Genomic DNA, 17286 nt, shown 5'->3' on the forward strand with positions numbered 1-17286 from the left:
GTCAGGAATGATCGTGTTCGACTACGGGAACGGCTGCGTCGGCGACATGCGCGAGCGCGGCCTCCATGTGTTCGCGCCACCGACGCAGCAACTGTTCGGCGGTGGCGCGCGTGTGGACGGCGTCGCTGTAGCGGCACTCGAACGCGAGTTCGCCGTCGCCCGCGACGCAGACGAGGTTCAGCAGATGGGAACGTTCGTCGGTTGCCGCGCGGTCCGTGCCCACCGCCTCGGTGGCGGCGGAGAACCACGCGGACGGACGCGCGGCGGCCGCCGACACGAAATCGATGCTGACCTGCGGCTGCACGCAGCGCCGCCACGCGTCGGGATCGACGCCGGCGGGCGGCGGCAGGTCCGCACCGCCCAGCGCCGCCAGCGGCAGCGCGGCCAGCGTCGCCTCCCACTCGCGCAGCGCGGCGACGCCCGGCACGCCGGCGCGATGCGGCAACAGCAGCGGCACGTCGCAGACGAAGCAGCCGACCGCGCGCTCGACCGCCGGCCCGTCGTCGAGCCAGTCGCGGCCGTGCCGGCCGAGATCGGCGACGACCGCGCCGCCCGCCCAGTCGGTGAGCGCGCGCGCCGCCGCCGCGATCGCGACGGTGGCGGCTTTCACGCGCAGGCGCTGCGGCACGACGGCCAGCAACCGTCGCGCCGCCTCGCCGGTCAGCCGGTCGCGCACGACCTGCTGGCTCGCCTCGGCGTTCGCGCCGGCTTCCGCGTGCCGATCCCGCGGCAGCGCGACGTTGGCCGCCATCGGCGCAAAGTACGCGGCGGTTTCGCCCGCCTGCCGCGCGGCCGCCATGCGTGCGTCGAGCGCGCGAAGATAGGCCGGGTACGCCAGCGTCGGCGCGGCCACTGCCGGCGTCCGGCCGTCCGCATGCGCCGCATACGCATTGGCGAGGTCGTCCAGCAGCACCGCCCAGCCATGGCTGTCCGCGACGAGACCGTGCACGACGAGCAGCAGCCGGTCGCCGGCCGCGCCGCATCGGTAGTGCGCGATCCGCACCAGCGGCCCGTGCGCGAGATCGAAGCCCTGCTGCAGCGTCGTGCTGTGCGCGACGATGAAGCGCGCCGCATCGTCCGCCACCAGGTCGTGGCTGCTGAAGCAGCGCTGCACGGCGTCCGTGTCCGCCGGCGCGACGCGGCCCGACAGCGCGCCGCGATCGAATACGCAGCGCAGCCCCGGATGCGCGTCGAGCAGCGAACGGAGCGCGGCCCGCAGCGCGTCGGCGTCGAGCGGTTGCGCCGCCCGAACGAGCAACGCGCGGTTCCAGTGGTGCGCGTGCGGGCGCTGCAGCACGCGCCTTTGATACGGCGTCAGCGGGAACGCGGACACATCGTGCGCGTCCGGTCGCGCCGCCAGCGGCCGCAGGCAATCGGCCAGGTCCCCGAGGGTCGGGCTCGCGAAGAAATCCTGCGGGTCGACCGTCCAGCCGGCCCGGTTCAGCTGCGCGACGGCGCGCAGCACCAGGATGGAGTCGCCGCCCAGCCCGAAGTAGTTGTCGTCGCGGCCGATCCGCTCCAGCCGCAGCACGTCGCGCAGCACCGTCAGCAGCGCGCGCAGCGGCGGCGTGTCGTCGCCGTCCGCGGCCGCGTCCGGCAGCACCGCCGTCGATACCCACTGGCGATCGATCTTGTCGCCGGACGTCTTCGGCAGCGACGGCACGATTGCCAGCGCATGCGGCACCAGATGCGCGGGCGCGACGCGGCGCAGCGCGCGCAGCCGCTCGCGCGCCGCCTCGCGTGACGTGTCCGCCGCGCCCGATGCGTCGGCGCCCACGACGATGAACGCCTCCAGGCGCGGCGCCGGCGCGTCGGGTCCGCCCGACAGCCGCACTGCGGCCTCGCGCACGCCGTCCTGTTCGAGCAGCAGCGCTTCCACTTCGGCCAGATCGACACGAACGCCGCGCACCTTGATCTGGCGATCGCTGCGGCCGAGGTAGATCAGCGCGCCCGCCCCGTCGCGACGCACGAGGTCGCCGGTGCGATACATGCGCGCGCCCGGCTGTCCGGCGAACGGATCGGGCAGGAACGCGGCGGCCGTCTGGCCGGGCCGGCCCGGGTAGCCGCTCGCGAGTGCGCCGCCGCCGAGATAGAGCTCGCCGCGGCACAGCGGCGGCACCGGTTGCAGGTGCGCGTCGAGCACATAGGCCGTGGTGCCGGGCAGCGGCGCGCCGATCGGCACGTCGCGTTCATCCGCGCGCGCGTCGGCCGGCACGTCGTGCACGACGGACGTGATCACGCTCTCCGTCAGCCCGTACGCGTTCATCAGCGCCACGCGGCCGCCCGTCACGGCGCGCCATGTCTGCACGGCCGCGAGCGGCACCGTCTCGCTGCCCGTCACGACCAGCCGCAGCCGCGCCGGCAGCGCGGCCTCGCCGAGCCCGATCGCACGCACCCATTCGCGCCAGAACGACGCGGGCAGGTTGAGCACGGTCGCACGCTGTGCGTCGAGCAGGCCGCTGAACGCGCCGAGCGTCGGCCACGCCGTGCGCTCGAGCAGCAGCAGACAGGCGCCGGCGGACAGCGTCGTGAAGATTTCCTCGATCGACACGTCGAACACGAGCGACGAGAACTGCACGACCCGGTCGTCGGCCGTCATGCGATACGCGGCGCACAGTGCCTGGATCTTCTGCGCGACCGCCCGATGGCTGACGTCGACGCCCTTCGGCACGCCGGTCGAACCGGACGTGAACAGCGTATAGGCGGCCCGTTGCGGATCGATACGTGCGGGCGGCGCGCCGGCGGACGCGTCGCCAAGCGCGGCGAACGCGATCGCCGCGCATCCGGGCCACGTCGGCGGCGGCGCCGTCGCGTCGTGCACGAGCAGCACCGGCGCCGCTTGCGACAGGATCGCGTGCTGCCGCGCGGCCGGCGCGGCGGGATCGAGCGGCAGGTACGTCGCCCCGATGCGCAGCACGCCGAGCAGCGCCACCAGTGCGTCGAGCCCCATCGGCAAGCACAGCGCGACGCGCTCGCCGGCGCGGACGCCGCGCGCGTGCAGCGCGCCCGCAACCTGCTCCACCCGGGCCCGCAGCGCCGCGTAACTGAGCGTCTCGTGCGCGGTGGCGACCGCCGGCGCGGCGTTGCCGTCCGTCAGCGTGCCCGACAGCAGCGACACGAGGTCGGACGCCGCCCACGACGACACGTCGGCCACCCCGGACGCCGCCTGCCAGGCCTGCCGCTGTGCGGCCGACAGCACGCCCGCGTCGCCGAGCGGCGCATCGTCCGGCAGCGTCAGCAGCAGGTCCAGCGCGGCCTGGAACTGTTCGATCACCTCGTCGGCCTCGCCACGCTCCAGCGCGCCGTCGCGCGTCAGCAGCACGCCGCCGTAGCCCGCTCCGTCGCGATGCAGGTTCATCGTCAGGTCGTATTCGGTTTCCGTTTCCGGCGTGTCCTCGAACGCGACGTCCAGCCCGCCGATCCGCACATGGCGGACCGGCGCCTCCTGCATCGAGAACACCACCTGGAACAGCGGCGTCAGCGACGTGTCGCGCGGGCCCGCGAAGCGCTCGACCAGCTTTTCGAACGGATAGTCCTGGTGCGCGTGCGCGGCCATCACGCAGTCGCGCACCCGTTCGATCCACGCCCGCGCGCGGCTGGCTGCCGGGAACGCCACGCGCAGCGCGAGCAGGTTGACGAAAAAGCCGACGAGCCCTTCGGTGCGGCTCGACGCGCGGTTGGCGACCGGCGACCCGACCACCAGGTCGCGCTGTCCGGTGCGCCGCGACAGCATCAGCAGGAACGCGGACAGGAACACGACGTACGGCGTCGTCCGCAAGCGCCGCGCCAGCGCGTCGACCTGCCGCGCACGCTCGGCATCCACCGCGACGCGGCCGCTGCGCGCGAGACGCCCCGGCGTGCGTGCGCGGCGTCGATCGGCGCCGAGGTCGAGCACCGGCGCGCCGTCCAGGTGCGCCCAGAACGCCTCGTGCGCCGCGTAGTGCCCGGCGGCGAACCGCGTCGCCTGCTCCTCGCTGTAGTCCGCGTAATCCCACGCGGGCGGTTCGGTATCCGGCGTGCCGCCCTGGCTCGCCGCACCGTACAGCGACGCGAGATCCTGCGCGATCAGCCCGAACGACCAGCCGTCGACGACGATGTGATGGAACGACATCAGCAGGCACGCGCGGCGCGGCCCGAGTTCGAGCAGCCGTGCGCGAAACAGCGGCGGCCGCGCGAGATCGAACGGCTCCGCCCGCAGCGCGTCGCGATGCTGCGCGATGAACGCGCGCAGTGCGTCGTCCGTGCCGCCTGCGTACGCATGGATCGACAGCGCGACCGTCGCGTCGGCATGCACGTGCTGCTCGCCGTCGCCGTCCGGTCCTTCGTGGAACGACGTGCGCAGCGCCGGATGGCGCGCGACCAGCCCCGCGAGCGCCGCGTGCAGCGCGGCGCGGTCGAGCTCGCCGTGCAGGTGCAGGCATTGCGGCAGGTGGAAGACCGAACCGCCCATGCCGAGCCGTTCGAGCGTCCATAGCCGGCGCTGCTGGAACGACATCGGCGCGCGGCGCGGCCCGGCGCCCGACAGGCCGTCCGGCGTCGTTGCCGCCTGCAGGGCAGGCGGCGTCGGTTCGGACTGCACGCGAATCGCGCGGGCCAGCCCGTCGATCGTCGGCGCACCGAAGAACGCGTCGAGCGTCAGCTCCGCATTCAGCCGCTCGTGAATTCGCGTGAGCACGCGCCCGGCCAGCAGCGAATCGCCGCCCAGCTCGAAGAAATCGTCGGTCGGCGCGATCCGCTCGTGGCCGAGGCACTCGGTCCAGATACGCGTCAATGCATGCCGCACGTCGTCGGTCTCGGCCGAAGCAGCGGGCGCGGTGTCGACCGAGGCCGGCGCGGCCACCGCTGCAATCGACGGCGGCAACGCGTCCGGCTGCACGCGCTCGATGTGCCGTGCCGGCAGCCAGTGACGCGTCCGCTCGAACGGATAGCCCGGCAACGGCAGGCGCTTGCGGCGCTCGCCCGCGTAGGCGTCGCGCCGTGTCAGCCGCGCGCCCTTCGCCCATAGCCGCCCGTAGCCGGCGAGCAGCGTGGCCATCGTGCGCGGCGCGCGCTCCGTGAAGCTCGCCAGCACCGCGTCGGCCGGCGCGCAGCGATGCGCGCGCACCAGCGCCGCCAGCACGTCGCGCGGGCCGATCTCGACCCACAGCGCATCACCCAGTGCCGCCAGTGCTCGCACGCCTGCCGAGAAGCGCACCGTGCCGAGTACGTGCGTGGCCCAGTACGCCGGATCGGTGGCGCGCGGCGCGTCCAGCAGCGCGCCGTCGAGGTTGGAGATCAACGGGATGCGCGGCGCATGCAGCGTCATCGTCGCGGCATGCGCGTGCACGCGCGCCGCCGCGTCCGTCATCATCGGCGAGTGGAACGCGTGCGACGACGCGAGCCGCGCATGCGCGACACCCGCGTCGCGCAGGTGCGCCGCGAACGCGTCGACCGCATCCACCGGGCCGGACACCACGCATTGCAACGGCCCATTGACCGCCGCGATGGCGAGCGTCGGCGGCAATTGCGCGGCCAGCTCGTCCTCCGCGATCGATATCGACAGCATCGCGCCGGCCGGCTGCGCCTGCATCGCCGCCGCGCGCGCCGCCACGAAGCCGACCGCATCGTCGAGCGAGAACACGCCCGCGCAGCACGCGGCGACCAATTCGCCGAGGCTGTGGCCGATCAGGTAATCCGGCGTCACGCCCAGCGCTGCCCACGCCTGATACAGCGCGTACTCGTACGCGAACAGCAGCGGCTGCACCAGCGCGGTGTCGGTGGTGTTCGCGTCGCCCAGCAGGTAAGGTTCGAGCGCGAGCCCGGCCGTGCTCGCGAACCGCCCGCACACCTGGTCGAGCGCCGCGCGGAACACCGGATTCTCGCGATGCAGGTCGCGCGCCATCCCCGCGGCCTGCGCGCCCTGCCCGGTGAACAGGAAGATCACCGGACGCGCGGACGGCGCGTCGTCGGCGACCGGCGACACGCCAGCCGCCAGCGCGTCGAGCGCCGTGTCGCGCGACTCGGCGACCACGAACGCGCGGCACGCATGGTCATGCCGGGCGGCCTGCAGCGTATACGCGACGTCGGCCAGCGCCCATTCGGGGTGGCGGCGCAGCGCGGCGGCGAGGCCGTCCGCCGCGCGCCGCAGCCCGTCGGGCGTGGCGGCCGACAGCCGCCAGGCAATGCGCGGCGGCGGCCGTCGGCGCGTCCGCCTCCGGCGGCGCGGCTTCCAGGATCACATGCGCATTGGTCCCGCCGATGCCGAACGAACTGACGGCCGCGCGGCGCGGCGCGCCGCCGTCCGGCCAGTCGGTCGCTTGCGCGGTGATGCGGAAGGCCGCGTCGTCGAGTTCGAGCAGCGGATTGGGCGTGTCGAAGTGCAGCGTGCCCGGCACCTTGCCGCGCTCGAGCGCGAGCGCCGCCTTGATCACGCCCGCGAGCCCCGCCGCGCTGTCCAGGTGCCCGACGCTCGTCTTGACCGCGCCGAGCAGGCGCGGCGCACGTGCCGGATGCTGGCCGTAGGTCGCCTTCAGCGCGGCCATTTCGATCGGGTCGCCGAGCAGCGTGCCGGTGCCGTGCGTCTCGACATAGCCGACCGACGCGGCGTCCACGCCCGCGTCCGCCAGCGCGGCGCGAATCACCCGTGCCTGGCCGGCAGGGCTCGGCGCGGTGTAGCCGGCCTTGTCGTGACCGTCGTTGTTGATCGCGGAGCCCTTGACGATCGCATACACGTGATCGCCGTCGCGGCGCGCGAGATCGAGCCGCTTGAGCACGACCGCACCCGCGCCGCTGCCCTCCACGGTGCCGCTCGCGGCCGCGTCGAACGCGCGGCAATAGCCGTCCGCGGAAAAGATCCCGCCGGTACGGTGCAGATAGCCCGGCACGCCGTCGACGCCGATCGACGCCGCGCCCGCGAGCGCGAGTTCGCAGTCGCCCTGCGCGACTGCGCGCGCGGCCATGTGCAGCGCGACCAGCGACGTCGAGCACGCGGTGTTCAGCGTGACCGCGGGGCCGGTGAGATTCAGCCGGTAGGCGATCTGCGTCGCGGCCTGGTTCAGCACGTTGATCTGGTACAGCCCGAGCGCGTCGACCGCGTCGCGGTTGCCGAGCACGTGGTTCGCGAGGTACTGGCTCGCGCCGACGCCGACGTAGACGCCCACGTCGCGCGCGGGCCCGGGCCCGGCGTAACCGGCGTCCTCGAGCGCGCGATAGCTTTCCTCCATCAGCTTGCGCTGCTGCGGATCCATGATCTCGGCTTCGCGCGGCGTATAGCCGAAGAACGCGGCGTCGAAACAGTCCGGATCGCGAATCAACCCGCGCGCGGCGACGAAGCGCGGATTGCCGAGCAGCTCGTCCGGCACGCCGAGCGCGCGCAGCCGCGCGTCGTCGAGCCGGGTGATGCCGTCCTCGCCCGCGAGCAACATGCGCCAGAACTGCTCGACGTCGTCCGCGCCCGAGACGGTCGCGCTCATCCCGATGATCGCGACGTCGCGGCTGTCGACCTGCGACGCGCGTGCGGCCTCGGCCGTGCCGCCGGCATCGGCCGCCGGCTCGCCGGACGCGGACAGCCAGCCGGCCAGCGTGCGTATCGTCGTATAGCGGAACAGGTGATCGATGTCGACGTCGCGGCCGAATTCGCTGCGCAGCCGCGCCTGGCACTGGATCAGCGCGAGCGAGTGGCCGCCGGCGTCGAAGAAGTTGGTGTCCGGATCGATCTCGGCGAGGCCGAGCACGTCGCGCCAGATCGCGGCGACCGCCGCTTGAGCATCGCCGGGCGCGCGGCGCGCGGCGTTGGCGGGGACGGCGCGATCGGCGACGCTCGCCGCATCGAGCGGCCAGTCGGCCAGCCTGAGGCGATCGATCTTGCCGCTGCCGGTCATCGGCATCGCGTCGAGCACGACGATCCGGTCGGGCACCATGTACGGCGGCAGCGCCTGTTGCGCATGCGCCTTCAGCGCGCCGTCCGGCAGCGTGCCCGCCGCCTGCACGAACGCACAGAGCACGGCGCCCGCGCTACCCGAACGCGCCAGCACCGCGACCTTGGCGACGCCCGGATGGCGGCCCAGCACCGATTCGACTTCGCCCGTCTCGATGCGGAAGCCGCGCACCTTGACCTGCTGGTCGTCGCGGCCCACGAATTCGATGTCGCCGTGCCGATCGAAGCGGGCCAGGTCGCCGGTACGATACAGCACGCGATCCGCGTCGCCCGTCGCATACGGGTTCGGCACGAAACGCTCCGCGCTCAGTTCGGGCCGGTTCAGGTAGCCCGACGCCAGCGCGCGCCCGGAGAGGTACAGTTCGCCCGTCACGCCGATCGGCAGCCGTGCGAGCTCGGGCGACAGGATATGCGTGCCGACGTCGCCCACCGCGCGACCGATCAGCACCGGGCCGCTCGCGCAACGCCACACGGTTGCGTAGATGCTGGCCTCGGTCGGGCCGTATGCGTTGAAGAGCGGCGCGTGCGGCAGCACGCGCGCCGCCAGCTCGACGGTCGCGGGCAGCAGCGGCTCGCCGGCGGCGAACACCGCGCGCAGCGGGCTCGCCGCGCCGGCGTCGAGCGATTGCAGGAACAGGTGCAGCATCGACGGCACGAAGTTGACCACCGTCACGCGATGCTGCTCGATCGCGCGCTGCAGGTAGCGCGGATCGTACTGGCCGTCCGGCCGCGCGATCACGATCGCGGCGCCCTTCATCAACGGCCACAGCATTTCGGTGAGCGACACGTCGAACGATTGCGCGGTCTTCCACAGCACGCGGTCGCCCGCGGCGAGCGGATAGGTGTCGGCAAGCGCATCGAACAACGCGAGGATGCCTTCCTGGCGGCACAGCACGCCCTTCGGCGTGCCGGTCGAGCCGGACGTATAGAGGATGTAGGCGGGCTCGCCGGGGCTGACGCGCGGCGCGGCGGCCAAGGTGGCGTGGCTCGCTTGCGCCAGCGCCGCCAGCTCGACGAAACGCACGCCGCAGGCACGCAGGCAGGCGGGCGCGGCGGCATCGCCGACGATCGCCGCCGGGCGCGCGTCGTCCACCATGAAGCGATGGCGCGCTTCCGGCAACGCGGGATCGAGCGGCAGATACACGGCGCCGATCCGGAACAGCGCGAGCACCGTCTGCAGCGTCGCCGCCGAGCGGCCCGCGCAGACCGCCACGACGTCGCCCTGCCGCACGCCCAGCGCGGCGAGCGCCGCCGCGCGCCGGTCGCACTGCTCGAGCAGCGCCGCATAGGTCGTCTCGCCCGCGTCGTCGATCAGCGCGACGGCGTCCGGCGCGGCGGCCGCGCACGCGGCGAGCCGCTCGCCGACGCTCGCGCCGACCGGCAGCCGCGGCTTCGGCGTCGCCCACTCGTCGAGCCGCGCGAGCGTGGCCGGCGGCAGCCACGTCGCCGCGGGCGCACCGGCGAGCCGCCGCAGCGCCTCGTGCTCGGCGTGCACGATGTCTTGCGCGTCGGCACGCCGCAGGCTGTCGGCCCGATAGCCGACGATGCAGCGCAGCCGCTGGTCGCTCGCGGAAACGGAGAAATCGACCTGCACCGGAAAACTGTTGACCGCGTGGCCGTCGCGGCCCGCCAGCATCCGCACGTCCGCGTCGTCCAGCTCGCGCAGCACGTGGAAGCTCGTGAAATTGAACAGCACCTCGCCGAGTTCGATTCCGCCGCTGTCCTGCCGGATCTGCTGCGACGGATAAAAACGATGCCGGAAAATGCCCGACTCGATCTCGAATACCTGCCGCACCTGCGCGACCGGCGATGCGGCGCCGTCGAGCGCCGCGCGCACCGGCACCGAATTCAGGAACAGCCCGACCGCACGCTCCGCATCCTCGGTCTCGGGCCGCACGTGCGTCACCATCGACGTCAGCACGTCGCGCCGCCCGCTCAGCGCCTGCAGCGCGCGCAGATGGGCGGCGAGCAGCACGCTCTTGAGCGGCACGTTCGCGTCGCGCGCGAGCGCACGCAGCGCCGCCTCCAGTTCGGCGGGGATCTCGACCTCCAGATAATCCACGCGCTCGTCTGCCGCGTCGGCCGTCAGAGGCGCGCGGCGCAGCGACAGCGCCTGTGCGCCGTCGAGCTGGCCGCGCCAGAAATCGCGCTGGGCCGGATCGGCGAGCGCGGCTTGTTCGCGCTCGATGAAATCGCGGTAACCGGCCTGCACCGGCTCGTCGTTCTGCCCGTCTTGCGCGCCCGCCAGGCCCGCCGTGTAGAGCCGGATGAATTCGGCGGTCAGCGCGGCCTCGCTCCAGCCGTCGAGTATCGCGTGATGGAAGCTCCATACCAGCTTGAAGCGCTGCGCCGCCAGCCTGAACACGAAGCAACGGAATAGCGGCGCGGCGGCGACGTCGAACGCGGCGAACCGCTCGCCGTCCATGAACGCGGCGATCCGGGCGGCCTGCGCCGCCGCATCGAGCGCAGTCAGGTCGGTGACCGCCAGCGGAATGCGCGCCGCGTCGAACACGAGCTGCAGCGGCACGCTGAACCCTTCCATCCGCAGCGCGGTGCGCAGCGCCGGATGACGCGCCGACAGCCGGTCGAGCGCATGCGCGACGCAGGCTTCGTCGCATGCATACGCGACCTCGTAGCCGATCACGTCGTGGTACAGGCTCGAGCGCTCGTGCCGCAGGCTGTGATAGAGCATCCCCAGTTGCAGGCGGCTGAGCGGATACGCGTCGACGACGCCGGCCGGCAGCCGCGCGCGGTCCGCGTCGTTCGTCAGCGGCGCCCGCCGTGCGGCGGCCTCGACCGGCGCGCCCGCGCCAACATCCGCATCCGCACCCGCGCCGGCCCCGCGCTGCCGCTCGATGTGCTCGCCCAGCGTACGCACGCTCTGGTGGGCGAACAGGTCCTGGATCTCGAATTCGAGCCCGTGGCGCTGCGCCTGCGCCTTCAGCCGGATCGCCAGCAGCGAATCGCCGCCGAGATCGAAGAAACCGTCGTCGAGGCCGAACCCGCTGCGGCCCAGCACGTCTTCCCACAACGCGCGCAGGATGCGTTGCGTGTCGGTCAGCGTCTCGGGCGCCGTTTCCGCGGCCGCCTGCGCCGGCGCGAGCCGCGCGAGCGCGGCCCGGTCCACCTTGCCGTTCGCCGTCAGCGGAATGTGCGGCACCGCGTGGAAACGCGCCGGCACCAGATGATCCGGCAGCGATGCCCGCAACTGCGCGCGCAGGCCGGCTTCGTCCGGTACGTCCGCGCCCGTGCCCGTGCCCGGACTGGCGGTCCAGTACGCGACGAGCTGCTTGTCGCCCTGCGGCGTCGCGTCGACCGTCACGACGGCGGCCTGCACGCCACGGCATGCCACCAGCGCCGCCTCGATTTCCGCGGGCTCGATCCGGTAGCCGCGCAGCTTCACCTGGCGGTCGCGCCGGCCGAGGTAATGCAACGCGCCGTCATGCGCCCAGTAGCCGACGTCGCCGCTGCGGTACATGCGGGCGCCCGGCTCGCCGCCGTAAGGATCGGGCACGAACGCGGCCGCGGTCAGGTCCGGCCGGTTCGCGTAGCCGTGCGCGACGCCGAGCCCTGCGATGTAGATGTCGCCCGCCGCGCCGGGAGGCAGCGGATTCAGCGCGTCGTCGAGCACGTACACCGACGTGCCCTGGATCGGCATGCCGATCGGCACCGTGCGCCCCGCCGCCGGCGCGTCGCGCACCGGGTACGCTGTCGCGAACGTCGTGGTCTCGGTCGGCCCGTAGCCGTTGACGACCTGCCCGCGTTCGAGCAGCGCGCGGGCGCGCTCCACATGCGGCAGCGACAGCACGTCGCCGCCGCAGACGAGGTAGCGCAGCCGCCGCAGCGCGTCCGACGCGTGATCGACCATCGCCGCGAACAGACCGCTCGTCAGCCACAGCATCGTCACGCGCGCGTCGACCAGCAACGGCCCGAGCTGGTCCAGCGACGCGTCGCGTCCGGCCGGCACCACGAGCGACGCACCGTTCAGCAGCGCGGTCCAGATTTCGAAGGTCGACGCGTCGAACGCGGTCGGCGCGAACTGCAGGAACACGTCGTCCGGCGTCACGTCGAGATAGGTCGGCCGGTACGCGAGCCGCAGGATCGCCCGTTGCGGCACGATCACGCCCTTCGGACGATCGGTGGTGCCCGACGTGTACATCAGGTACGCCGGCATCTGCGCCGGCAGCCCGCTCGCGACGAACGCGCCGTCGCGCGCGGCGATCTCGTCGTCGTGGTCCTCGAGGACGATCAGGTTCAGATAGCCGTCACGCAGTGCATCGGTGCGCGCCACCACGTCCTCGCGCGTGACGATCACGCTCACCTGGCTGTCGTCGAGCAGGAATCGCAGCCGGTCCGCAGGATAGCGGCTGTCGAGCGGCACATACGCGCAGCCCGCGTTGAGCACCGCCAGCATCGCGACGATCAGCTCCGCGCCAGGCTCGAGACACAGGCCGACGGTCGAGCCCGGCGACACGCCGAGATCGCGCAGATGATCCGCCAGCCGGTTCGCGCGGGTGTTCAGCGCGTGGTAGTCGAGCGTCGCGTCGCCGTGGCGGATCGCAGGGCGACCCGGATGCTGCCGCGCAAGCGCGTCGATCACCGCGCCGATCGAGTCGGGCAGCGGCTGCCCGAGCGGCCGGCTCTGCCAGCCGCGCAGCGCGTCGAGCGTCGCCGCGTCGCCGCGCGCGAGCGTGCCGAACGGCGCGTCCGGCTGCGCGGTCAGCGCGTCGAGGTACTGCACATAGGTGCGCGACAGCCGCTCGATATCGGCGGCCTCGAACAGGTCGGTGCGAAACACCGTGCAGCAGCGTACGCCGTCGGACGTCAGCTCGGCGAACAGCGTCAGGTCGAACTGGGCGTAGCGGTACAGGTCGTCGCGCACCGTCATCGCCGGCATCCCGGCCGCCGTCGCCCGCTCGGCGGCGCCGGGCACCGCGCCTTTCATGTCCTGCAGCACGAAGTTGACCTGGAACAGCGGGCTGCGCGCGGAATCGCGCGCGACGCCGACCTGCTCGACCACCTGGTCGAACGACACCGCCTGATGCCGCAGCGCGTCGGCGACGGTGTCGCGCTCGCGCTCGACCAGCGCGGCGAACGTCGCGCAACCTTGCCGCGCGGTGCGCAACGCGAGCAGGTTCGCGAAGAAGCCGACGATGCGCTCGCTGCCCGGATGCACGCGGTTCGATGCGGTCGTGCCGATGCAGAAGTCGTCCTGGCCGGCGTAGTCTCCGAGCAGGCAGCGCCACGCGGCCAGCATCACCGTGAACAGCGTGCCGCCCTGCCGCCGCGCCAGCGCCTCGGCCCGCGCGCGCACGGCGGCGGGAATCGCGAAGAACACCAGCTCGCCGTCGTGCGCGCGCCGTGCCGGGCGCGGCAGCGCGAACGGCAATTGGAGCGTCGTCGCGCCCGTCAGCCGGCCCTGCCAGTAGGCGAGGCTCGGCGCGCTGTCCGCGGCACCGCGCGCCTGCTGCCACAGCGCATAGTCCGCATACTGCGGCGCGTCGCTGGCGGGCGGCTCAGGCGCGCGACCCGCCAGCCGCGCCGCATAGGCCGACCACCAGTCGGCCAGCATCAGCTCCAGCGACCATCCGTCGACGATCAGATGATGGGCGGTCAGTACGAGAATCTGCCGGGCGTCGCCGAGACGATGCAGCGACACGCGCAGCAGCGGCCCGTGCGCGAGGTCGAACCGCTGCGCGATTTCGGTCGTGATCGCGCGCGCGATCTCCGCGTCGGTCACATCCGCCGCGTGCCGATGCACCGGCAGCGACGCGGCCAGCTCGGCATGCACGCGCTGGTACAGGCGGCCTTCGCGCTCGTCGAACGTCGTGCGTAGCGCCTCGTGCCGCGCCACCACGTCGCGCAGCGCCGCCTGCAATGCCGCTTCGTCGAGCGTGCCCGCGATCTCCAGCACGTGCGGCACGTGGAAATGGCCGGCGCCGCCGCTGATCGCCATCTGCACCCACATCCGCAACTGCTCCGCCGACGCGGGCAGGTCCGCCGGCCGTGCCTGGCGGGTGATCGCGTCGCGGCTGCCCGCGCCACGCTGCCTGCCGAATGCTTCGAGCAATTGGCGACGCTTGTTTTCGGTGGAATCGTTATGCGACATCAAACCAGCTCTCCCGACGATGAAAACACTGTAAGTAGTTCGTCCATGTCGTCCGGCGCGAGACGATCGAGCAGCGCGTCGAGGCGGTCCTCCTGCTGGGCCTTCTGGCCGAGCGCCACCAGCACTTGCGCGCTGAACCGGTCGAGTTGCGGCGCGCCGAACAGCAGCGGCGGCGACAGCAGCAACCCGTAGCGGCCATTGAGACGCCCGATCAACTGGATCGCTTGCACGGAACTGCCGCCGAGCATGAAAAAATGGTCGTCCGGTCCGATATCGGCGACGTCCAGCACGGCCGACCACTCCGCGGCGACCTCGGCCTGGAACGGCGTCTTCGTGCGCACGTCGGCGCCGTGCGCGCGCGTCTCGAGCGCCGCGTCGGCGAGCTGGGCCAGGCGCTTGCGGTCGATCTTGCCGGCCGGCAGCAGCGCGATGCGCTCCACCACGTCGATGCGCGCCGGACGCATCGCGTCGGGCAGCCGTGCGGCCAGCTCCGCGTGCAACGCGTCGACCGGCCAGTTGTCCCATCCCGCGGCCGGCTCGACGAATGCGTGCAGCAGCCGCACGCGCCCCTGCACCCGCACCGGCACCACCGCGCACTGCGCGATGCCCGGCAGCGCCAGCAGGCACGCCTCGATCTCGCGCAACTCGATCCGGTTGCCGTTGAGCTTGACCTGCTCGTCGCGCCGGCCGAGGTAATGCAGCTCGCCATCCTCGCCGAACATCGCGATGTCGCCGGTGCGGTACATGCGTGCACCCGGACGGCCCGCGTACGGATCGGGCACGAAGCTCGCCGCGGTGAGATCCGGGCGGCCGACGTACCCTTGCGCGAGGCCCGCGCCGCCGATGTACAGCTCGCCCGCGCTGCCGGGCGCGCACGGCTCGAGGCCCGCGTCCAGCACGTACAGCGACACGTTGTCGATCGGCCGGCCGATCGGCACGCCCGCGCACGCATGAGCGTCGCCCGGCGTGCAATGCCACACGGTCACGTCGATCGCGGCCTCGGTCGGCCCGTACAGGTTGACGAGCCGTACCCCCGGCAGCAGCCGGTGGAAGCGCTCGGCCTGCTCGGCGAGCAATGCCTCGCCGCTGCAGACGACCAGTGCGAGATCCGGGAAGACCTGCCCGCACGCCGTATCCAGGAACGCGTTCAGCATCGACGGCACGAAGTGCGCGACAGCGATGCGCGCATCGCGCAGCAGCACCGCGAGCCCGGCCGGGTCCTTGTGCAGCCCGGGCGGCGCGATCACCAGCGCATGCCCGCTCTGCAACGTCCACAGGAATTCCCAGACCGACACGTCGAAAAAGTACGGCGTCTTCTGCAGCACGCTCACCGGCGCGGTATCGGGCAGCAGCGAACCGTGCCAGTCGAGCCGGTTGACCAGCGCGCGATGGGTGTTGGCGACGCCCTTCGGCGCGCCGGTGGAGCCGGACGTGTAGATCACGTACGCGATCCCGTCCGGGTGAATGCGTTGCGGCGGCAGCGGTTCGGCGGCGAGCCAGATCGCGCGCTCGTCGAGCGCATGCCGTGCGACCGGCCCGGCCGGCAGGTTCGCCAGCAGGTGCCGCTGCGTGAGCAGCAGCGCGAGGCCCGCATCGTCGACGATGCGCCTCAACCGGTCCGGCGGTGCAGCGGGATCGAGCGGTACGTAGGCCGCGCCCGCGCGCATCACCGCGAGGATCGCCAGCACCATCTCCGTCGAGCGCTCGCAGCACAGCCCGACGAGCGCCCCCGGCGTCACGCCGCGCGCCGCGAGAAAGCCCGCGAGCCGGGCCGACATCACATCGAGTTCGCGATAGGTCAGTTGCTCCGCGCCGAACCGGACGGCCGGCGCATCCGGCGTCGCGACGCACTGCGCGGCGAAGCGGGCCGGCCAGTCCGTCGCGTCGATCGGGCGCGCGGGCCCGTGCCAGTATTGCGCAAGCCGTGCGCGCTGCTCGGGCGCCAGCAGGTCGACCGCGAGCGCCGGCTGCGCATCGTCGTCCAGGTACGCGCGCAGCAGTCGGCCGAAACGTGCGGCGAATTCGCCGACCCGCGCCGGCGGCAGGCAGCCGGTGTCGTATTCGAGATTCACGTGCAGGCCGTCGTGCGTCAGCTGATACGCGAAGTTCAGGTCGAACGGCCGCTCGGCGGCGACCACCGGCAGCAATTCCGCGTGCACGCCGTGGAAGGCGAGCGGCGCATCCTGCACGAAGAACGCTTCCGTCACGCCGACGTTGAAGACGGGCGTGTCGGCCAGCGAACGCGAGCGCCGCAGCGCCGTCACGAGGTCGGTCAGCGACAGCTGCTGATGGCGCTTGCTTTCCGCGCGCCGGGCGGTGGTACGCGCGACGATGTCGCGGAACGTGTCGCCAGGCCGTAGAGAAAAGCGCATCGGCAGGTTGTTGACGAAGCATCCGCTGGCGTCGTGAAACCCCGGCGAGCGCATGTTGACGGGATAGGTCACGACCAGCTCGCGCACGTCCTGCCAGCGGGCCAGCGCGATCGCGAACAGGCTCGACAGCACGAGAAACGGCGTCGAGCGGCTCGCGCGGGCCCGTGCGCGCAGTCGGCGGATCGTGTCCGCGTCGAAACGCATCGGGTGGATGCGCGCGTCGCGCGGCCCCGCCGATGCCGCCGTGTCGAACTCGACCCCGAGCGGCGCATGCGCGAGCGCGCCGAGCCAATAGGCCAGATCTTCATCGTAGCGCGGCGACGCGCGGTACGCGGCTTCGAACGCGAGCTGCTCACCGAGATCCCGCAACGTGCACGCGGGCGCCGGGCCCGCGCCGAGTGCGTGGTTGTACAGCGCCGTCAGCCGCTGGTTGATGTACACCGCCGAAAACGCATCGGAGATGATGTGCGGAAAGCTGAGCACGAGCCGGTGCGCATCGGCATCCTCGCGCAGCAGCGCGAAGCGGAACAGCGGCGCGTCGTCGAGCGCGAACACGTGCGCCGCCCGCGCGGCGATCCATGCGTCGGCCCCGGCGGCGTCCAGCGACGGCGCCGCCCGCGCGTCGCGGTAGTCGAGCGCGACCGCCACCCGGTCGTGCACGTCCCTCACCACGCGAGTGCCGTCCATCCGGAACGTGCTGCGGCATCCTTCGTCATGCTCATGGACGAACGCGTCCAGTGCGCGCCGCAGCGCATCGCGATCCAGCGGCCCCGACAGGCGGTAGACGAGCGCGGTCGTGTAGGCCGACGAGTGCGGATTGAGCTGCCACTCGAGCCAGAAGCGGTACTGATAGGCTGAAAGCGAAGTGGTACGCATGGTAGCCCCTGTCT

3 protein-coding genes are annotated in these 17286 nt (G+C 72.6%); all 3 read right to left on the minus strand.

Annotated elements, in window-relative coordinates:
* Position 1 precedes the first annotated feature (1 nt).
* From JYG37_RS33465 to JYG37_RS33475, 3 genes are read right to left on the minus strand one after another with little or no spacing between them, the layout of a single operon-like run.
* Positions 2-6127 carry an amino acid adenylation domain-containing protein gene (locus JYG37_RS33465; protein WP_502776309.1) on the minus strand — a complete coding sequence of 2042 codons (6126 nt, stop codon included), beginning with the start codon at positions 6125-6127 and terminating at the stop codon, positions 2-4.
* Entirely contained in the window at positions 6030-14024 is a 7995-nt protein-coding gene (locus JYG37_RS33470) for a non-ribosomal peptide synthetase (RefSeq protein ID WP_213346778.1), read from the minus strand. The genes JYG37_RS33465 and JYG37_RS33470 overlap by 98 nt, the downstream gene beginning before the upstream one ends.
* Positions 14024-17272 (minus strand): non-ribosomal peptide synthetase, encoded by a 3249-nt coding sequence (locus JYG37_RS33475; RefSeq protein ID WP_124631916.1) that lies wholly within the window; start codon positions 17270-17272, stop codon positions 14024-14026. Before JYG37_RS33475 ends, JYG37_RS33470 begins: the two co-directional genes overlap by 1 nt.
* Positions 17273-17286 lie beyond the last annotated feature (14 nt).

Source organism: Burkholderia sp. LAS2 (assembly GCF_018417615.1).
In the GTDB taxonomy this organism is placed as follows: Bacteria; Pseudomonadota; Gammaproteobacteria; order Burkholderiales; family Burkholderiaceae; genus Burkholderia; species Burkholderia sola.

Bases quoted from the DNA above. Each gene is read 5' to 3' on its own strand.
- JYG37_RS33470 (WP_213346778.1), bottom strand. From the start codon at position 14,024: ATGTCGCATAACGATTCCACCGAAAACAAGCGTCGCCAATTGCTCGAA.
- JYG37_RS33475 (WP_124631916.1), bottom strand. From the start codon at position 17,272: ATGCGTACCACTTCGCTTTCAGCCTATCAGTACCGCTTCTGGCTCGAG.